At 63.9% G+C, this 19,647-nt stretch carries 19 protein-coding genes; 12 read left to right on the forward strand and 7 right to left on the reverse strand.

Going from position 1 to position 19,647, the window contains the following annotated elements:
• Positions 1 to 51: 51 nt before the first annotated feature.
• The 3 genes from F4U95_RS03160 to F4U95_RS03170 all read right to left on the reverse strand — a co-directional run bounded on the left by F4U95_RS03160 (position 52) and on the right by F4U95_RS03170 (position 2,744).
• Positions 52 to 741, reverse strand: coding sequence for a pentapeptide repeat-containing protein (locus F4U95_RS03160; RefSeq protein WP_120251973.1), 690 nt, complete (start codon positions 739 to 741; stop codon positions 52 to 54).
• A 107-nt stretch (positions 742 to 848) separates the two neighbouring features.
• Complete coding sequence (ctrA, locus tag F4U95_RS03165) at positions 849 to 1,556, reverse strand: response regulator transcription factor CtrA (RefSeq protein WP_056682290.1); 708 nt, start codon at positions 1,554 to 1,556, stop codon at positions 849 to 851.
• A gap of 294 nt (positions 1,557 to 1,850) precedes the next feature.
• Positions 1,851 to 2,744 carry a LysR family transcriptional regulator gene (locus F4U95_RS03170; RefSeq protein WP_120249625.1) on the reverse strand — a complete coding sequence of 298 codons (894 nt, stop codon included), beginning with the start codon at positions 2,742 to 2,744 and terminating at the stop codon, positions 1,851 to 1,853.
• Positions 2,745 to 2,851: 107 nt separating this feature from the next.
• On the opposite strand from F4U95_RS03170, the gene F4U95_RS03175 reads away from it, so the two are divergent.
• From F4U95_RS03175 to F4U95_RS03195, 5 genes are all read left to right on the forward strand, one after another.
• Positions 2,852 to 3,571: a pirin family protein gene (locus F4U95_RS03175; protein WP_150424539.1), complete on the forward strand. Its 720-nt coding sequence runs from the start codon at positions 2,852 to 2,854 to the stop codon at positions 3,569 to 3,571.
• Positions 3,572 to 3,687: 116 nt separating this feature from the next.
• Positions 3,688 to 4,287, forward strand: a complete 600-nt coding sequence (gene wrbA / locus F4U95_RS03180; protein WP_120249623.1) for an NAD(P)H:quinone oxidoreductase — start codon at positions 3,688 to 3,690, stop codon at positions 4,285 to 4,287.
• 732 nt (positions 4,288 to 5,019) lie between these two features.
• Positions 5,020 to 5,475, forward strand: coding sequence for a carboxymuconolactone decarboxylase family protein (locus F4U95_RS03185; protein WP_150424540.1), 456 nt, complete (start codon positions 5,020 to 5,022; stop codon positions 5,473 to 5,475).
• Entirely contained in the window at positions 5,475 to 6,338 is an 864-nt protein-coding gene (locus F4U95_RS03190; protein ID WP_150424541.1) for a sigma-70 family RNA polymerase sigma factor, read from the forward strand. Before F4U95_RS03185 ends, F4U95_RS03190 begins: the two co-directional genes overlap by 1 nt.
• Positions 6,339 to 6,421: 83 nt before the next feature.
• Entirely contained in the window at positions 6,422 to 6,901 is a 480-nt protein-coding gene (locus F4U95_RS03195; RefSeq protein ID WP_120249619.1) for a hypothetical protein, read from the forward strand.
• Here F4U95_RS03195 and F4U95_RS03200 read toward each other — a convergent pair.
• On the reverse strand, positions 6,898 to 7,857 hold the full coding sequence (locus tag F4U95_RS03200) for an acyltransferase family protein (RefSeq protein ID WP_150424542.1): 960 nt from the start codon (positions 7,855 to 7,857) through the stop codon (positions 6,898 to 6,900). The two genes, F4U95_RS03195 and F4U95_RS03200, sit on opposite strands and share 4 nt — an antisense overlap.
• A gap of 74 nt (positions 7,858 to 7,931) precedes the next feature.
• Here F4U95_RS03200 and F4U95_RS03205 point away from each other — a divergent pair, with 74 nt between their 5' ends.
• From F4U95_RS03205 to F4U95_RS03225, 5 genes are all read left to right on the forward strand, one after another.
• Positions 7,932 to 8,609, forward strand: coding sequence for an RluA family pseudouridine synthase (locus F4U95_RS03205; protein ID WP_120249617.1), 678 nt, complete (start codon positions 7,932 to 7,934; stop codon positions 8,607 to 8,609).
• Entirely contained in the window at positions 8,596 to 9,000 is a 405-nt protein-coding gene (gene arfB, locus F4U95_RS03210) for an alternative ribosome rescue aminoacyl-tRNA hydrolase ArfB (RefSeq protein ID WP_120249616.1), read from the forward strand. Before F4U95_RS03205 ends, arfB begins: the two co-directional genes overlap by 14 nt.
• Before the next feature lie 73 nt (positions 9,001 to 9,073).
• The gene (locus F4U95_RS03215) at positions 9,074 to 10,285 is read left to right on the forward strand and encodes a glycosyltransferase family 87 protein (protein ID WP_246171477.1); all 1,212 of its coding nucleotides are present in this window, start codon (positions 9,074 to 9,076) and stop codon (positions 10,283 to 10,285) included.
• A gap of 32 nt (positions 10,286 to 10,317) precedes the next feature.
• Positions 10,318 to 10,800, forward strand: coding sequence for a GAF domain-containing protein (locus F4U95_RS03220; RefSeq protein ID WP_150424543.1), 483 nt, complete (start codon positions 10,318 to 10,320; stop codon positions 10,798 to 10,800).
• A gap of 177 nt (positions 10,801 to 10,977) precedes the next feature.
• Positions 10,978 to 12,096 carry an RcnB family protein gene (locus F4U95_RS03225; RefSeq protein WP_150424544.1) on the forward strand — a complete coding sequence of 373 codons (1,119 nt, stop codon included), beginning with the start codon at positions 10,978 to 10,980 and terminating at the stop codon, positions 12,094 to 12,096.
• Between the two features lie 32 nt (positions 12,097 to 12,128).
• On the opposite strand, the gene F4U95_RS03230 is transcribed toward F4U95_RS03225, so the two are convergent.
• From F4U95_RS03230 to F4U95_RS03240, 3 genes are all read right to left on the reverse strand, one after another.
• Positions 12,129 to 14,660, reverse strand: coding sequence for a sensor domain-containing protein (locus F4U95_RS03230; protein WP_150424545.1), 2,532 nt, complete (start codon positions 14,658 to 14,660; stop codon positions 12,129 to 12,131).
• Positions 14,661 to 14,800: 140 nt separating this feature from the next.
• A complete protein-coding gene (locus F4U95_RS03235; RefSeq protein WP_120251971.1) occupies positions 14,801 to 15,619 on the reverse strand; it encodes an arginyltransferase in 819 nt (272 codons plus the stop codon).
• Between the two features lie 118 nt (positions 15,620 to 15,737).
• Complete coding sequence (locus F4U95_RS03240) at positions 15,738 to 16,985, reverse strand: threonine ammonia-lyase (RefSeq protein WP_150424546.1); 1,248 nt, start codon at positions 16,983 to 16,985, stop codon at positions 15,738 to 15,740.
• A gap of 95 nt (positions 16,986 to 17,080) precedes the next feature.
• On the opposite strand from F4U95_RS03240, the gene F4U95_RS03245 reads away from it, so the two are divergent.
• Positions 17,081 to 17,950, forward strand: coding sequence for an NAD(P)-dependent oxidoreductase (locus tag F4U95_RS03245; RefSeq protein WP_120249612.1), 870 nt, complete (start codon positions 17,081 to 17,083; stop codon positions 17,948 to 17,950).
• Entirely contained in the window at positions 17,947 to 19,647 is a 1,701-nt protein-coding gene (locus F4U95_RS03250) for an amidohydrolase (protein ID WP_150424547.1), read from the forward strand. Before F4U95_RS03245 ends, F4U95_RS03250 begins: the two co-directional genes overlap by 4 nt.

Consider the following 19,647-nt stretch of genomic DNA (forward strand, 5'->3'; position numbering starts at 1 on the left):
TGGGCCGGCAGCCTTTCAGGCCGCTGGCCCATTCCCCCTTTTCAGCGTAAATTAGCGCACGTTCAGGCCCAGCTCGCCCAGCAATTGTCCGGCCTGCTCGCGCGAGATCGTCGCGCCCCGAAACAGCCCGGCATTGACCAGCCGCAACCCGCTGATGTCGGCCCCGCGCAGGTCCGCCCCATCGAACCGGCATCCGTCCAGCGTCGCGTCGCGCAGGCTGCATCCATCGAACAAGGTGCCGCGAAAATCGCATTTGGCCAGATCCGCCTGACTGAAATCCACCGCCGTCACCACCTGCTTGCGGAAGGAAAAGCCCGGCAGCCGTGCGTTGACCAGCAGCGTCTCCTTGAACTCCATGTCCAGCGCACTTGCATCGGTCAGGTCCGCGCCGGTCAGCTTGCACCGCTCGAACTTGGAACCGAACAGCTTGGCCCGCCGGAACGCGCCATTGTTGAAATCGCAGGCGGTCAATGCCGCCTCGCGCAGGTCCGCCCCGGCAAAGGTCGCAAACCCACCCCGGCAGGACATCCAGCGCGATCCGTCCAGCTTGGCGCCGGTCAGGTCGGTGCGGCGCAACTGGCACCGCTCGAACGTCCAGCGCGACAGGTCCAGCCCTGACAGGTCGGCTTCATCCAGGTCGCAATCGACCAGATGGTGGGGCAATCCCCCGACCAGCGGCGCGATATCGGCCCGGCCCAGCGTCTGTTCGCTTATGGTGCGATCGGCAAACAGGTCATCCATGCCCCCGCCATAACCGCAAGCCGGGACATGATCCAAGCCGAAACGGAAAAGGCCGGCGATCCTTTCGGACGCCGGCCTTTCCACCCCCCTGGGCAATGCGTGTCGGATCAGGCGACCTTGGCCTGCTCCTCCAGGATTTCGTCCGGATCGCGCAGCACATAGCCGCGGCCCCAGACCGTCTCGATGTAATTGTCGCCGCTGCATGCCAGCGCCAGCTTCTTGCGCAGCTTGCAGATGAACACGTCGATGATCTTGAGTTCCGGCTCGTCCATCCCGCCATACAGGTGGTTCAGGAACATTTCCTTGGTCAGCGTCGTGCCCTTGCGGAGCGAAAGCAGCTCCAGCATCGCATATTCCTTGCCGGTCAGGTGGACGCGATTGCCGTCCACTTCCACCGTCTTGGCGTCCAGATTGACCGACAGCTTGCCGGTGCGGATGACCGACTGGCTATGGCCCTTGGACCGGCGCACCACGGCGTGGATGCGGGCGATCAGCTCTTCGCGATGGAAGGGCTTGGTCACATAATCGTCCGCGCCGAAGCCGAAGGACCGGACCTTGCTGTCCATTTCCGAAATGCCCGACAGGATCAGAACCGGCGTCTGCACCTTGGCAGCGCGCAGCTTTTTCAGCACGTCATAGCCGTGCATGTCCGGCAGGTTCAGGTCCAGGCAGATGATATCATAATCATACAGCTTGCCCAGATCGAGGCCTTCCTCACCCAGGTCAGTCGTGTAGACATTAAACCCCTCGGTCGTGAGCATCAGCTCGATCGCCTTGGCGGTGGTCGGTTCGTCCTCGATCAGCAGCACGCGCATGTGAAGCCCCTTTTGCACCTTCCGGTCAGTAGCAGTCCCGTTCACCCCACCAGAACGGCTTCTGCTCCAATTCATTAACCAAAAAACTTCTGAAGGACAAAGGTTAATTTTTCGCTAACCGGCAGGAATCCACGAGTCGCGCCAATTCGAATCTATTTACAAAGGGTTGAGACCGTAACGGCCCGCCCGGAGTCAAGATGGATTCACCTGCGAAACGAGGCCTCTCGGCCCCATTCGCAGTCCCATCATGGCGCGAACATGCTGAAGGAAATCTTACCCCGGGCCTGATCCGGGTTAACAGCCGTGATGCTTGGTCAGGAAGTCCAGCAGCGCATCGACACGCGCCGGGCGCAGCCGCGACGGCGGCGTCACCAGGTGCAGGCCGAAGGGCGGCGGGCGCCAGTCGGTGAGGATTTCCTCCACCTCGCCCTTGGCCAGCGCATCACCGATGATGAAGTCGGGCAGGCGCGCCACCCCCACCCCCATGCGCAGCGCGGGCAGCATCGCCTCCCCACTGTTCACGGTAATGCGGCCGCGCACCTGCACCACCACATTCTGCTGCCCCGGACCGGCAAAGCGCCACACGTCCGGCGCGGTCGCGTTCGAATAGCAGAGGCAGTCGTGGCTCCCCAGGTCGGACGGATGCTGCGGTCGCCCACGCTCGTCCAGATAGGCGGGCGAAGCGATGACGTGCATCGTCACATCCGCCAGCCGCCGCGCGCGCAGCGAACTGTCGGGCATGTCGGCGATGCGGATCGTGGCATCCAGCCCCATCTCCACAATGTCGATCTTCGCGTCGGACAGATGCAGGTCGACATCGACCAGCGGATGTTCCTTGGTGAATTTCGCGATCAAAGGCGCGATTCGCAGCAGGCCGAACGTCATCGGCGCGCCCAGCCGCACCGTGCCGGACAGGTCCGCCGTTTCGTCGCGCGCAGCCTCTTCCGCCGCCTGCCCCTCGATCAGGATGCGCTGGGCATGATCGGCCAGCCGCTTGCCGCTTTCGGTCAGCGCCAGACGACGGCTGGTGCGGTTGAACAGGCTGGTGTCCAGATGCTCCTCCAGCCGCGTCACCGCCTTGGACACGGTCGCCTTCGACACGCTCAGCGCCTTGGCCGCGTCGGTGAAGCTGCGATGTTCCACCACGGCGGCGAACATCGCCCAGGCCTCAAAGTCAGGTAGTCGCATCGGGAAACAATCCGTTTCAAAGCTGCCGGTTTAAGAAACGACCCTGATGGCTAGATTAGTGGAAAGCAAGCGGAAGCATCTGCCTCCGCAACGAAAGGTAACGCCACATGAGCATCACGACAGCGAGCCGCATCGAGCGCCGCCCGTTCGCGTCGCTTGGCCATGCCGACCATGGCTGGCTGAACGCGCGCCACCATTTTTCCTTCGCCGATTATCATGATGAGGACCGCATCCACTGGGGCGCGATCCGGGTGTGGAATGACGATGAGATCGGCCCGCGTTCCGGCTTTCCGCCGCATCCGCATGCCGACATGGAAATCATCACCTATGTCCGCACCGGCGCGATCACGCACAAGGACAGCCTGGGCAATCAGGGTCGTACGGCGGCCGGCGATGTTCAGGTGATGTCGGCCGGCACCGGCATCCGCCACGCCGAATATAATCTGGAGGATGAAACCACCACCCTGTTCCAGATCTGGGTCATTCCCCGCACACGCGGCGGTCAGCCCTGCTGGGGTGCCAAGCCTTTCCCGAAGGACGACCGTTCGGGCGCGCTTCGGGTTCTGGCCAGCGGCTATGACGAAGACCGCGAAGCGCTGCGCATCCGCGCCGACGCCCGCCTGCTGGGCGGCACGATAAAGGCGGGTGAGAGCGTGACCTACGCGACGGAGGAAGGCCGCCACCTCTATCTGGTCCCGGCAACGGGCCGCATCGAGATTGACGGTCAGCCCTTCGAGGCGCGCGACGGCGCGGCGATCATCAGCGGCGCGCCAATCACCATCACCGCTCAGGAGGATGCCGAAATCGTCCTGGTGGACAGCATCTAACACCCCTTTGGCCCGTCCATCCCCCTCCCCTCGGACGGGCCGGGCCGCTCGCGCAATACCCCTCCCTTGGCGCGGGCGGCCATCCCTTTCCCCACCCATCGAACAGGAGACGCATCATGGCTAAGGTTCTGGTTCTCTATTATTCTTCCTACGGGCATATCGAAACCATGGCGAAGGCCGTGGCCGAAGGCGCGGCCGCTGCCGGCGCGACCGTCGACATCAAGCGCGTACCCGAAACCGTGCCGCTGGAAATCGCGCAGGGCGCGCATTTCAAGCTGGATCAGGAAGCACCGATCGCCACCGTCGCGGAATTGGCGGATTATGACGCGATCATCGTGGGCACCGGCACCCGCTTTGGCCGCATGTCCAGCCAGTTGGCGGCCTTCCTCGACCAGGCCGGCGGCCTGTGGGCGCGCGGCGCGCTGAACGGCAAGGTCGGCGGCGCCTTCACCTCGACCGCGTCGCAGCATGGCGGCCAGGAAGTCACCCTCTTCTCGATCATCACCAACCTGCTGCATTTCGGCATGACCATCGTCGGCCTCGACTATGGCTTTGCGGGCCAGATGGGCGTGGACAAGGTACGCGGCGGATCGCCCTATGGCGCGACCACGCTGGCCGACGGCGACGGCAGCCGCCAGCCCAGCGAAGAGGAACTGGATGGCGCTCGCTATCAGGGCCGCCGCATCGCCGAAACTGCGATCAAGCTGCACGGCTGACGGGCACGCACGCCGTCTAAGGCGTGCGGCATGACAAGAGCCTTGGGTCACATCAAGGCTTTGGAACAGCCGTAAGGGGCTGGCGCATCGGGACTATGCGCCAGCCCCTTTTTGCGTGTGGGGGTGACGGGATGGATGGGTGTGAAGTGGACTAGCCGCTTTTGTTAGCCCTCTCCCGCCTTCGCGGGAGAGGGTTGGGTGAGGGTCTTCCTTCTTTCTGACGTCCGGCCACTGCCTGCAAAAAGCAAGAAAGACCCTCACCGACATCGACTAGGCAGCAAGCTGCCAAGTCTCCGTAGCCTCTCCCGTGAAAACGGGAGAGGGCGAAACACGCATCTGCTCCCCACTCCAACAGCCTTCCAAAATAGGATTTCGCCTGATCTACTCCCCCCTTATGGATCAGGCCGCCCTCACCTCACGCCCCCTTCCCGCCGGCGTCGCCTGTGCGTCGCCCACCAGTCGCGGCCCGGTCGCTTTCATGGCGCGCAGGTGTCGCGCGTCTGTCGCTCCTATGTCGCCCACTTGTCGCGCCCCTGTCGCGCTGGTGGTGCGTCGGGGGCGCTTCGCGAACGTCTTGCGAGCGCTTGCCGCCCAAAAAACCCTGCAACGGTGTGAACTTCGCCCGTCGCGTCCCCAACCGCGTCACCGTCGGGCGAAAAAATCATGCTCCCATGTCACATCCGCCACCGCCATCTCGTCATGTCAGCAGACCCCAAGCGAAAGGACTGCATCATGACCGACAAGATCAACCCCTATGCCGCCGCACCGCAGCTGATGAAGAGCTGGACGGCGCTCTCCGCCACCATCGGCGACAGCCTGGAATCCAGCCTGATCGAACTGGTGAAGATCCGCGCGTCGCAGATCAACGGCTGCGCCAATTGCATCAACATGCACACATATGAAGCCCGCGCGAAGGGAGAGAGCGAACAGCGCATCTACCTCCTCTCCGCCTGGCGCGAAGCCCCCTGCTATACCGACCGCGAACGCGCCGCGCTGGCCTGGACCGAAGCGCTGACCACCCTGTCGCAGGGCCATACGCATGGCGCCGCGAAAGAAGCGCTCAACTGGGAATTTACCGAGGAGGAGCAGGTCAATCTGACCCTGATGATCAACATCATCAATGGCTGGAACCGCATCGCGATCGGCTTCGACCTCTGGTACGACATGCCGATGAAGGCAGCCGCCTGATGGAACGGGGGACGCAGATGGACGCAGCCGCCAGTTTCGACCCGCTGCGTCCCCGCCTCATCCGCGTGGCCTATCGCATGCTGGGTTCCGTCGCCGATGCCGATGATGTGGTGCAGGATGCCTTCCTCCGCTGGATGGGCACCGACCGCACCGACATCCGCGAGCCGGAAGCCTTTTTGCGCCGCACGGTGACGCGCCTCTGCCTCGATCAGCTGAAATCCGCGCGGGTGCGCCGCGAAACCTATGTCGGCCCCTGGCTGCCCGAGCCTCTGTTCGAGCAGGCGGACGAGGATGAAGAAGACGTCACCCTGCCGCTGATGCTGGCTCTGGAACGGCTGTCCCCGCTGGAGCGCGCCGCCTTCCTGCTCCACGATGTCTTCGGGCTGGGGTTTGAGGAAGTCGCGGTCACGATCCAGCGCGATCCCGCCGCCTGCCGTCAACTGGCCGCCCGCGCCCGCACCCATGTGCGCGACGCCCGGCCGCGTTTCCAAGTGGAGAAGCAGCGCGGCATGGACATCGCCACCGCCTTCTTCGCCGCCTCGCGTAGCGGCGACATGACCGGCCTGGGCGCTCTTCTCGCCGCCGACGTCAGCCTGCACAGCGATGGCGGCGGCAAGCGTCCTGCCACCGTCCGCCCGGCGCTGGGCTTTGGTCAGGTCATGCAACTGCATCGGGCGCTGGCGGTCAATTTCCGCAAACATGGATCGACGCTGCTGCGCACCTGCCTGATCAACGGCCTGCCCGGCTTCGTCACGCGGGAGGCCGATGGCGAGGTGCAGACCACTGCGCTCGATATCGCGGATGGCATGGTCCGCGCCATCTACATCATGCGCAACCCGGACAAGCTGCGACATGTCCATTAAGGCTTAACGGGGCACGAACCTTCTTCGTTGAGGGCATGGAAGGCCCCAACACGGATAAGAAAGGCGGGGACGGGAGAAATTTAATGATCGGCGCGATCGGTAACGGCCTCGGCAATGCCTGGGGACAGATAAAGAAGACGACGGAAACCACCGTGGGCGCCGTGGCGGCCACGACGCCCACGCAAAGCAGCACGACCACGCCGGCCCCCACCCCGACGCCCGGAGCGACGGAACCCGCACCCTCCACCACCAGCGCGGTCGTCATCACGGCACCGACGACGACGGAACCGCTGACCTACAGCGCACCCTCCACCGGCCCGCGACAGGTGACGGCCAGCACCGCGTCGCAAACCCCTGTCCGCGCGACGCTCGGCGATCGTCTTGCCGAAACAAATTATTATGCCTCCCCCCAGGCATCCGCCGTCGCCGATCCCATCGCCTCCGCCCAGCGGGAAAAGGATGGCGCGGCACTGACGCAGGCGCAGGTCATAGCGCAGGCCGCCTACAGCATCGTCGCCCGCGCCGGCGTGGACGATCGCATGTCGCTGATCCGGGACAGCTAAAGCAGGATACGGGTCGCGACGCGCGACCGGCGGATCAGGGCGTGGAGGCCGAAAGGCAGCGCCAGCGCCAGCGCGAGCAGCCAGGGCTTGGCCAGATAGGGCGATCCATAATGGATCAGCGCGACATGCAGGTACATGATCACCAGCGACGCCCGCCCCAGCGCCGCGACCGGTCCGGCAAAGGGCGCGATCCGGGCCGACAGGCGGAACAGCAGCAGGCATGTCGCCACCGCCGACCCGATCGACACCAATGGCCAGCCATAGTCCGCGACCTTCATGTTCAGCGTAGGCGCGATCCCCGCCAGCCCGACCAAGGCCAGCAGGGCGAGCGGCCCGATCAGGCCATTATGCCAGCGGACCCGCGGCCACACCGCACCCGCCCACAGAAGGACGAACGCCATCGGCACGCTCAGTAACCCCAGCGGCGACGCCTCCGTGAAGTGGCCCGCTGCATAGGCAAGGATGACGGTCGGCAGCAGGACGAACGCCCAGCGCCGGTCCAGCACGTCGGGCCAGCGCAGCAGTACGGCGTTGAACAACAGGCGCGCGATCAGAAGGCAGGGGACGAACCAGAAAATGGTATAAGGCCCCCGCAGCCAGAAGCCGCCCAGCAGAATCGGCACCAGATCCTCGGGCCATTGATGAAAAATGGGCCGCCCGCCTTTCAGCGGCTCGACGATCTGGTCGATCAGGATCAGCAGGGTCAGGAAAGCGGCATAGGGCCGCATCTGCCCGAATATCTGCCGCCGGGTAAAGGAAGTGATGGAATGGGGCCGGGACAACATGCCCGACAGCAGGAAGAAGAGCGGCATATGGAAACTATACATGGCGTCGCGCACGCCCCCGCGCGTCCACACATGGCCGATGACCACCGCAATGATGCCGATCCCGCGCGCCACATCGACCCAGTCGAGCCGAAATTGCGCCTTGCTTGCGTCATGCCCCCTGTTGTCCATCGTCCCCACCGCCTATAGAAAGCCGCGCGCGCGTCAATTGACCCACTCTTTTTTACTCCGATCGGATACCCCTCTTGTCCCTGTTTGACGACAAAGTCCTGTTCATTGATGGCGAGGCGCTGATCCTCGACAAACCGGCCGGCCTGCCGGTCGACGCGCCGCGCGACGGATCGCTGGCGCTGGAAAATCACCTCGCCTCGCTGACCTTCGGTTTCCAGCGCTGGCCGCTGCCGGTCCACCGGCTGGACCGCGACACCAGCGGCTGCCTGCTGCTCGCCCGCAATCCCAAGGCGCACAAGCGCTTCGCCGCCGCGTTCGAGGCCGGCACGGTCGAGAAACGCTATGTCGCCGTGGTCGATGGCGTGCCTGCGGAAGACAGCGGCACGATCGAATTGGCGCTCAAGAAGATCAGCAGCGAATCGCAGGGCTGGCGCATGATCCCGGCCAAGGCTGGCAAGAACGCCATCACCCATTGGCGCAAGATCGCGGAAAAGGATGGCCGCGCGCTCATCGCCTTCACGCCGCAGACCGGCCGCACCCACCAGATCCGCGTCCACACCCTGCACGGCCTGGGCTTCGGCATCGTCGGCGATCCGGTCTACGGCAATGGAGAGGGCAAGATGCTGCTCCACAGCCGGTTCCTGAGCATCGCGCGCGGAGACAAGCCCGCTGCGGCCGCCACGGCGCCCCTGCCCGACACTTTTACAGCGGCCGGCTTCGGCCCGGATCTGCTGGACGATGCCGGGATTTGATATTCCCGATGACGCGCTGGAGGAGCGCTTCATCACCGGCGGCGGTCCGGGCGGGCAGAATGTCAACAAGGTGGCGACGACGGTCCAACTGCGCGTCGACCTGTTCAAACTGGGCCTGCCGCCCTACGCCTATCGCAAGCTCAAGGAACTGGCGGGGTCGCGGCTGACATCGGCGAACGAGATCGTCATCCAGGCCTCCCGCTTCCGCACGCAGGAAGCGAACCGGCAGGATGCGCGCGAACGACTGAGCGATATGATCGCCAAGGCCCACATCCGCGACGCCCGCCGCATCGCGACCAAGCCAGGCAAGGCCGCCAAGGCCCGCCGCGTCGATGAAAAAAAGGCACGCAGTTCGGTGAAGCAGGGACGCGGCAGAGTGCAGATGGACTGATCCGGCTTTAACCGATTAACCATCTTTCCCACATAAAGGCGATCATCAGGACGCATTTTCGTGGGGATGTACAGTGATCGGATCAAGCCATCAGGATGCGCGTCGTACGACGATCCTGCTGCTCTGGCTGTCTGCGACGTTCCTTGGCCCCTTTCTGATCCTATCGGACCTGATGCAATTGAATGGCCTGCGCCTGACTGAGGCAAAGCTGGTCATCGGCCGCGATTTTCTGAACGTGTGGACCGGTGGGCAGCTGGCGCTGTCCAACAAGTTGGCGCTGCTATACGATTATGATGGCTACCGCTTGTGGCAAGCCGCCATTTTCGGACCGCTCGACCCCTATAATTATTCCTATCCTCCCCACAGCCTGTTTCTGGCGATGCCTTTTGGCGCATTGCCTTATCCCGTGGCGCTCATCGCCTGGACGCTGTTAGGAGCCGGCTTCTTCGCCTGGGCCGCCCGCCCCTATATGCCGCCCCAACTTTCCCTGTGGGCCAGCGTCCTCACTCCTGCCGCACTGGTCAATATCTGGGCGGGGCATTATGGCTTCGTCATCGGTGGCATGTGGCTGCTGTTCTTTTCCATGCTTGCCCGCTTCCCGGCACGGGCAGGAGCGATCGCAGGATTGTTGACGCTCAAACCGCATCTGGGGCTGCTGATCGCGGCCACATTGTTGATCCGCAACGCATGGCGCGCGATCGGCGTGGCGATATTGGTCGCCATCACACTGATATTGGCGAGCGGCGTCATTTTCGGATGGGGCATGTGGCACGACTGGATCGTCGAAACATCGTCGATACAGACGCGCATTCTTCAGGACCACAGCCAGAAATTCTACTTCTTCATGATGCCTTCGGCCTATGTGGCGCTGCGCGGGCTGCCGATCGCCTTTGCTGCGACCGCTCAGATCACCATCGCCGCCTTTGCCCTATGGTGTAGCTGGACCGCGCGGAACGTGCGCAATGAAGACATGGCTTTCATCGCGGCATCCGCAACCGCTTTGATGCTGCCCTATATTTTCAATTATGACATGACGGTCGCCAGCCTGGGCTTTGCCGTCTGTCTGTTCGGCCGATGGAAGACGCTGGGCAAGGCGGAACGCATTGCGCTCTGGCTTGGTTTTGCCGCACCGTTGCTGGTGATGGTCAATAATCTTGTGGCACCTGTCTCCATTGCCGTCGCCATGTTCGTTCAGGTGCGCTGCGCGACCGGGCAATCGCCCATAAATATAGCAGGGCTGATCCGACTGTTCCACCGCCGGGAGCCTGAGCGCGCGACGCCCTAGTCCTGCGCGATTCCGCGTCCTATATGAGCGCCATGTACGACTTTGCATCCACCGCCGCCGACAAGCCCACCCTCTACGCCGACCTGCTTTCGGCCGCCGATGCGCTGACCGCGTCGGAGCCTGATCCGGTCGCCAACATGGCCAATATATCGGCGCTGCTCTGGCAGTTCCTCCCCGACCTCAACTGGGCCGGTTTCTACCGGATGGTGGAGGATGAGCTGGTTCTTGGCCCATTTCAAGGCAAGCCGGCATGCATCCGCATTCCGGTCGGGCGCGGCGTATGCGGAACGGCAGCGGCGACGCGCGAAACCCAGTTGGTGGAGGATGTGCATACCTTCCCAGGCCATATCGCCTGCGACGCTGCCAGCGCATCGGAAATCGTCGTGCCGGTGCTGCATGACGGCCGGCTGGTCGGCGTGATCGACCTCGACAGCCCCCGCGTGGCCCGGTTCGACTCGGACGACGCGCGCGGACTCGAGGCGCTTGCTGCATGCATTGCGGCACGGATCGGCTGATCCGTTAACTCTCTTTTCCTTCGCCGCCACCTCCCGCTTCCGCTTTCCGCCCCGTTTCGGGACAGGATTTCGGGGCGGGAATCATGGATAGCGGCGGATCAGCATGCTAAATGATGCGTTAGGATTTCGGCCTGCGCACCCGGTTCGCACGCCATGCACAAACAGGGAGTGTTAACCATGCGAACGCCAACTCTTTTCCTGCTGGGGGCTGGCGCTGCATTGGCCTGTGTCACGGCACCGGCCGTTGCCGCGAGCGGTGCGGGCGCTGCGCTGCCCGTGATGGGCAAGAGCTGGAACGCCCCGCGTCCCGGTGGTGTCGTACCTCGCCCCGGCACACACGCCCCCCGGCCTGGCGCCTGGAACGGTCAGTGGAACAATGGCGGGCATCGCTGGGGACCGCGCCAGAATGGCCGCTGGTATGCCGGCTGGCGCGCGCCGGGTGGCTGGAACGGCTATCAGCGCCCGGTCTATGGCTATGTCCTGCCGCGCTATTGGGTCAGCCCTAATTATTATATCGCCAATTACGGTGCTTACGGCCTGCCCGCGCCGACTAATGGCTATGGCTGGTCGCGCTATTATGACGATGCGGTCATGACCGATCGCTATGGCCGGGTCTATGATTCCCGCAGCGATGTGGACTGGGGCCGTTACGAGGGCGGCTATGGTCCCGATAGCGACGACGGCTATTATGACGAGCCGCGCCGCGACAACGGCGTTGGTGGTGCTGCCATAGGCGCAGTAGTCGGCGGTGTCGCCGGCAACCGCATCGCCGGGCGCGGCAACCGCACGGCCGGCACGCTGATCGGCGCAGGCGTCGGCGCCGTCGCCGGCATGGCGATCGACAAGGCCGAGGATGGCCCGCGTCGCAACGCCCCGCCGCCGCCCCGCCGTCCCGGTGCCGGCTATGATTATGGCTATGGCGCGGCCGACGATGGCGTGACCACATCCAATGAATATGAAGGCCGCTGGACCGGCACCTGGACCACCGATGACGGGCGGAAGGTGAGCGGCACCTATGACGGCCGTTTCGAAGGCGATGTGCGCGGCGCCGGCGTCGACTATGACGCGCCGCTCTATGCCGGCGGCCCTCACTGGTCGGGCGGCAACGGTCCGGTGTCGGCCAGCCAGGGCGGCGGCTATATCGCCAACGGCTATTATTATCCCGCGCCGATCGTGACGACCGTGACGGTGCAACCCGCCGTCACGACCACGACGACCACCACCTATGTCACGGAAACGGTCCCCTATCGCAAAGCCGCGCGCCGTCGCGCGGTACGGAGCTGTCACTGCAAATAAGCATCGGGGCCGGACCTTCCGGGGTCCGGCCCTTATGGCTGCGAACGGGCCTTTGGCGGTGAAAAGGCGGTGACGGGCTGTGGCCGGCCAAGGTGAAATCCCTGTCCCACGATACAACCTTGGCGCAGCAGGAAATCGGCCTGCGCGGCCGTCTCCACGCCTTCGGCGACGACCTCCATGCCAAAACTGCCGCCCAGCTTGACGATCGCATCCACGATCGCCGCGTCGCCGACATCCTGCTCGATATGACTGACGAAGCTGCGGTCGATCTTCAGCACATCGACAGGATATTGCTTCAAATGGGTCAGTGAAGCGAAGCCGGTGCCGAAATCGTCCAGCGCCACCCGCACACCGGCATCGGAAAAATGTTGCAGCGTATGGCCGACCTGGTCGGCGCCGCGCCCCAGAAACACACTTTCCGTTACTTCGATCTCGAAATGCGTCGTGGGCACATTGGCGCGATCCAGCAGGCTCAGCACCCGGTCGGCGAAATCCCCGCTCGCAAAGTCCGCCGCCGCCGCATTGATCGCCACCCGCCCCGGATCGAAGCCCGACCGCAGCCAGCATTGCAGATCGACGAGCACCGCGTCCAGCATTTGCGCGGTCAATGCCACCGATATCTCGGGATGGTCGAAGGCGGCGGCTATGGTGCCGGGCAGTTGCACCCCCATCCGGGGATGATGCCAGCGCAGCAGCGCCTCATAGCCCAGCACATGCCCGCTGCGCATGTCGATGCGCGGTTGATAGAAAGGGGTGGCGAGCCGTTCGGCAACCACCTGCCGCGCCATGCGGATCATCGAACTGCGCTGCTGCGCCTGCGCGCGCAAGGTGGATTGAAACAAGGTGAGCCGCCCGCGCCCCGCCCCTTTCGAGGCGTAGAGTGCCAGATCGGCTGCCTTCAACAGATCCTCGGCCCGGTCGGCATGCACGCCGAACACCGCACCACCGATGCTGACACCGCAATCGAGCGAACGCCCCTGATGGACATGCGGCGTCCGGACATTGTCGATCAGGGCCGCACTTAGCCGCTCCAGCGCCGCGCTATCGGTCAGCGAGGGCGCGGCAAGGCCAAATTCGTCACCCCCCAGCCGCCCCAACACGGCATCCGCCGGCGCCACCGATGCCAAACGCTGCGCAAAGGCGCAGAGCAGCGCATCGCCTGCGTCATGCCCCATCGAATCATTGGTGCGCTTGAGATCGTCTATGTCGAGCAGCAGCAGGCCGAACGTCCGCCCCTCTGCCTGGGCACGCGCCGCCATTTCCTCCAGCGCCGCCTGCCACAAGGTGCGGTTGGGCAGCCGCGTCATCGGATCATGGGTCGCCGCCCAGCGGATCCGCTCGTCCGCATCATGTTCTTCGGTGACGTCGCGGAAGGTGACGATGATGCGCAAGGGGCGACCGGCATCCGAACGCGTCATCCATCCGGTACTGCGAATCCAGCGCAAAGCGCCTGTATCGGCGCGATATATACGAAGCGTCGCCTCGAAATGCGGCGGCAGCGTGCCGGCGGCGACCGCCTCCAGCATATATTTCAGCCGATCCCGGTCGCCCGGATGCACCAGCGACAGCGCCAGTTCGGCAGTCGCGGGTTGATGCTCGCCTAGCCCCAACATGCGGCGAAATTCGTTCGACCAGGTCCGGACGCCGGTGATACAATCGAGATCCCAAATGCCGAGCCGGGCCGATTGCACGGCCAGACGGAAGCGCTCCTCGCTATCAGTCAGCGCCGTTTGCGCCAAGCGTTCGGCATGAACATCCTCCAGCGTTCCGTACCAGCGCAGTATCCCACCCGAAGGATCACGCCTGGCCGATGCGCGCGCCCGCATCCATCGATAACCACCGTCGCGCAGGCGAATGCGATAATCGATATCCACCGGGGCACCACTGGCCAGATTACCGCTCCATATGGCGACCGTGCGCTGCATATCGTCGGGATGCAGCGCACCCAGCCAGCCGGTACCCAGCGCCTTTTCCGGCATCATCCCGGTCAGGTCGAACCAGCGCGGCCCGACTTCCTCGATGCTGCCCTTGGGACTGGCGGTCCAGGGCACTTGCGGGCTGAGGTCCACCGAGGATCGATAATGTTCGCGGCTTTCGGCCAGCGCCGCAGCCAGAGCGCGGGAATCCCGGTCATGCCGCTCATGCACATCCTCTACTGTGCCGTACCAGCGGGGCGGCCCTGCCCCTTCGACACAAGCCATGCGGATCATGCACCAGCGTTCCTGACCGCCCACACAGCGCAAAGACAAAGTCAGCGCTTGCGGCCTATCGCTGGAACGGGCGGCTGCAAGCAGGATGCGCCTGTCCCCGCCCGACAACAGGCCACGCCAACCAAAGCCGATCGGATCGGCCGCGAATCGGGGACGGAAGCGGCTGCTTTCCCGCTCGATCGCGATCAACCGGCCGCGATGATCCGCAACCCAGCGCAGCAGCGGGGGCGAAACCCGATCGAAAACCGGCGAAAATAGAAGGTCGTTGCGGTGCAGGAACAATTGTTGCGCGGCGAAATCGTCGCCCGGCGTCAACCGTACATCGTGAAATCGCCGATCAGCAAAGCGGTCCATGAGCCGCTCCCGATCTGATGCCTCTCTCTACGCGCATGAAGAGGGAATAGCAAAGAAAGTTAAACAAATTGACTAAAGGGCCAAAACAACACGACCAATATTAATCAATAACTTAGACCAAAGTATAATCGAGGCGATCTCTATTTCCGAAACATGCCGACCAGTTCGACCGGCAGCGGTGGTTCGTCGCGCGGCTGGACGCCGCGAATGGCCTGCGCCTGCTCGTGCGGATCGAAACGCACCCAACCGCTGCGGCTGAGTTTTTCCAGCGGACGATAGCGGACCTTATACTGCATCCGCGGCGACCCATCGACCCAATAGCCAAGATAGACATAAGGCAGTCCTGCAGCGGCGGCACGGGTGATATGGTCCAGGATGATATAATTGCCCAGGCCCGGCCGATGCTCCAGCGTCGTGTCGAAGAAGCTGTAGATCATCGACAGACCGTCACCCTGCCGATCGGTCAGGCAGGCGCCGATCAGCTTGCCGGGGCGGCCATCGACGCCGGGTTCGCGATATTCGATGATATAGCTGTCGACCGGCGTCTGCTCGACCATGTCGGCAAAGTCCATCTCGTCCATCTCGGTCATGCCGCCACCGGGGTGACGATCGACCAGATAGCGCTGAAGCAGCGCAAACTGCTCTTCGGTCGACCAGGGCTTGCACGCCGTGGCGATCAAATCGCTGTTGCGTCGGATCAGCTTGCGCTGAGTCGCATTGGGCTGAAACTCGCTGGCGACGACCCGCACCGACACGCAGGCGGAGCAGTCGGCGCAACTGGGGCGATAGGCGACATTCTGGCTGCGGCGAAAACCGATCCGCCCCAGCGCATCGTTGAGTTCAGCCGCATTGTCGCCGTTGAGTTCGGTAAACACCTTCCGCTCGCTCTTGCCCGGCAGATAGGGGCATGGGCTGGGATTGGTCACGAAGAAGCGGGGAAAACGGAATGCGGCTGTCACGCTCCAGGCTCCCATTCATGGTGACGGCGGGGTTTGCTCATGCTTCGGATATATGCCGTCACCACGCCCCTGTGAAAAGGGCGTTTACCACGAAAAAGCGGGAGCCATCGTCCCGCCCTTACGCAACCTCGATCGGCGCGACCTCATAGCCTGCTTCACCCAGCGCGGCGATCAGCCGTTGAAGGTGCGCCCGGTCCCGCGTTTCGCATTCGACGTCGAGGCTGAGGCCCTTGGCCGGCAGGTTGGTGAAGATACGCTGATGCGCCAGTTCCAGAATGTTGACCGCTTCCTGATCGAAGATGCGGGCGACATGGAACAGCGCGCCGGGACGATCCTGAAGGATGATCCGCAGACGCGCCAGACGGCCCGAGCGCGCCAGATCGCGCAGCAGCACATTGGCCAGCAACCGCGTGTCGATATTGCCGCCGGTCAGCACCAGCCCGACATTGCGACCGACAAACTGCTCGCGATAGGTCAGCAAAGCGGCGAGTCCTGCGGCGCCTGCGCCTTCGACCACCGTCTTTTCGATCTGGAGCAGCAGGCTCACCGCCTCTTCCAGCCGCCGTTCGGTGACCAGCAGGATATCGTCGGCCAGCCGCTCGACCACGCGGCGGGTGATTTCGCCGGGCTGCTTGACTGCAATGCCTTCCGCCAGCGTATCGCCGTCGCAGGCCAGGTCCGCGCCCTTGATGAAATCATACATGGACGGATAGAGTTCGGCCTGCACGCCGACCAGCCGGATATCCGGCTTCATCGCCCGCGCCGCCGTCGCCATGCCCGAAAACAGGCCGCCGCCACCGATCGGGATGACCAGCGTGTCGATTTCCGGCGCGTCTTCCAGCATTTCCAGCGCAACGGTGCCCTGTCCGGCCATGATGTCTGGCTCATCGAAGGGATGGACGAAGGTCAGGCCCTGCTCGACCTCCAGCAGACGGGCATGGGCATAGGCGTCGTCGAACTTCTCGCCATATTGCACAACGGTCGCGCCATGGCCCTGAGTCTGCGTCACCTTCACCGTGGGGGTTGTGGTGGGCATGACGATGGTGACGGGCACGCCCAGCCGCTTGCCATGATAGGCCAGCCCCTGCGCGTGATTGCCGGCCGAGGCGCCGATCACGCCTTTGGCCTTTGCCGCGTCATCCAGTTGCAGCAGACGATTGAGTGCGCCGCGCTCCTTATAGGCGGCGGTGAACTGAAGATTTTCGAATTTCAGATAGACGTTGCAACCCAACATGTTGGAAAGCGTCTGACTAATCAGCGTCGGCGTCTTGACGAGCGCACCCGAAATACGGGTCCGCGCGGCAAGTATGTCATCGACGGTGATGGGCAGCGGCAGGGCGCTTTCGATCTTTGCGAGCGTAGTCATGGCCGCGCCCCTAAACGAAAATTGCGGGCGAAGAAACTGGCACTGTCGGAAAACTGGCCCTATGGCAGGCCCTGCGCACTAAATGTACGAGGCATATGGCTAATATCGCTTTTATCGGGTTGGGCGTCATGGGCGGCCCTATGGCAGGACATCTGGCCAAGGCGGGGCATAGCCTGACCGTCTATAATCGTTCCATCGGCAAGGCGAAGCTGTGGGCGGACGCCTATGGTGGCGCTGTAGCGATCACGCCGGCCAAGGCCGCCGAGGAAGCGGATATCGTCATCAGTTGCGTCGGCAATGACGATGACCTGTCGCAAATCACGCTGGGCCGCGAGGGCGCGTTCCGCACGATGCGCGAAGGCAGCCTGTTCATCGACCATACCACCGTGTCGGCGCGGATCGCGCGGCAATTGTTCGTCGAGGGCGAAAGTCGCGGCATCCATAGCGTCGATGCGCCGGTGTCGGGCGGTCAGGCGGGCGCCGAGAACGGCAAGCTGTCGATCATGTGCGGGGGCAGCGAACCGGCGGTCGCGGCCGCCAAGCTGGTAATGCAGGCCTATGCCGCGCGGATCGTGCATGTCGGCACGGCGGGCGCGGGCCAGACCACCAAGATGGTGAACCAGATTTGCATCGGCGGCGTGTTGCAGGGCCTGTCGGAAGCATTGCGTTTCGCGCAAGCGGCCGAACTGGATCTGGACAAGGTGTTCGAAGCGATTTCCGGCGGCGCGGCACAAAGCTGGCAGATGGAAAATCGCTGGAAGACGATGGCGCAGGATAGTTTCGATTTCGGCTTTGCGGTCGATTGGATGCGCAAGGATCTGGGCCTGGCGCTGGAAGAGGCGCGCGCCAATGGCGCGACCCTGCCGGTGACGGCGCTAGTCGATCAATATTATGCCGATGTGCAGGCGCTGGGCGGCAATCGGCAGGATACCAGCGCGCTGGTACGACGGATCACCCGCGCATGAAGGCGGCATGGCTGGCGGCGATCGCCGCGATCACGCTTCCGTCTTCCGCCATGGCATTCGGCGTCATCGACAATGTGAACGGCATCGCGCTCGACGCCAATGGCAAGGTCGTGCGCTTTGTCGCCTTGCAGATCGACGATGATGGCAAGGTCGAAAAGCTGCTGACGGAGCGGTACAAGGAACCGGAATATAAGCCTAAAAAGCCTAAAAAGGGCCAGCCGTGGCCCGAACGGCCCAAGGCACCCGCGTTCAAGATGGACGCCGGCGGCAAGACGATGATCCCTGGCCTGATCGACGCGCATGGGCATGTCATGGGCTATGGCCTGTCGCTCATCACGCTCGACCTGTCGGACACGCGATCGCTGGCGGAGGCGCAGACGAAGATCCGTGCCTATGCGCAGGCCAATGACAGCCGCAAATGGATCATCGGCACCGGCTGGAATCAGGAACAATGGGGTCTGGGCCGCTTCCCCACCGCCGCCGAACTGGACGCCGCCGTCGGCGACATGCCGGTGTGGCTGGAGCGGGTCGATGGCCATGCCGGCTGGGCCAATAGCGCCGCGATCCGCGCGGCAGGCATTAGCGCGACGACCAAGGCGCCCATGGGCGGCCGGATCGAAATGGCGGGCGGGAAGCCGGCCGGCGTCTTCGTCGACAAGGCGATGGAGTTGATCCAGCGAGTCGTGCCACCCCCGGCGCCCAGGGACCGCGACACCGCACTGGAAAAGGCGCAGCGCGCGCTGCTGGCTGTGGGCATCACCGGCATTGCCGACATGGGGACCAGCATCGAGGATTGGCAGGCTTTCCGCCGGTCGGCGGATCGCGGCGCGCTGCGCGTGCGAATCATGTCCTATGCCTATGGCATCGACAATATGGTGCTGATCGCCGGGCCGGAGCCGACGCCTTGGCTCTATGACGATCATCTGCGCATGGGCGGCGTGAAGCTGCTGCTCGACGGCGCACTGGGTTCGCGCGGGGCCTGGCTGCGCGCGGACTATGCCGATGCGCCGGGCCAACGCGGCCTGCCGATGATCCCCGACACGCAGTTGCGTAATTTCATGAGCCGCGCGGCGATGGACAATTTCCAGGTCGCCGTCCACGCGATCGGCGACGCCGCCAATCATGAAGTGCTGAACGCGATTGAGGAACTGAACGACACCTATAAGGGCGACCGGCGCTGGCGTGTCGAACATGCGCAGATCATCAGCCCAAGCGACCTGCCGCGCTTCGGCCCGCTGGGCGCGATCGCGTCGATGCAGCCGGTGCATGAGGCGTCCGACTGGCGCATGGCGACCGCGCGGCTAGGTGAAGCGCGACTCGACGGTGCCTATGCGTGGAAGACCATGCTGGACAATCGCGTCCCCCTCGCCTTGGGGTCCGACGTGCCGGTGGAAAGCCCCAATCCCTTCGCCGGCATTGCCGTGGCGATGAGCCGCGAGGATGCGAAGGGCGAACCGGCCGGCGGCTGGAAACCCGAACAGCGGATCGGGTTCGACGCGGCGCTCGACGGCTTCACGCGGCAGGCGGCCTATGCCGGTTTTGCGGAGAAGAAGTTCGGCAGCTTGGTCCCCGGCCAGCGCGCCGACTTCCTGCTAATCGACCGGGATATCTCCGCTTCGCGTCCCGCCGACATTCGCCAGACGCAGGTGCTGGAAACCTGGATCGGCGGCAAGCGCGTCTATGTGAAGGGGCAATAG

The sequence above is a fragment of the Sphingobium limneticum genome (assembly GCF_008710165.1).
Taxonomy (GTDB): Bacteria; Pseudomonadota; Alphaproteobacteria; order Sphingomonadales; family Sphingomonadaceae; genus Sphingobium; species Sphingobium limneticum.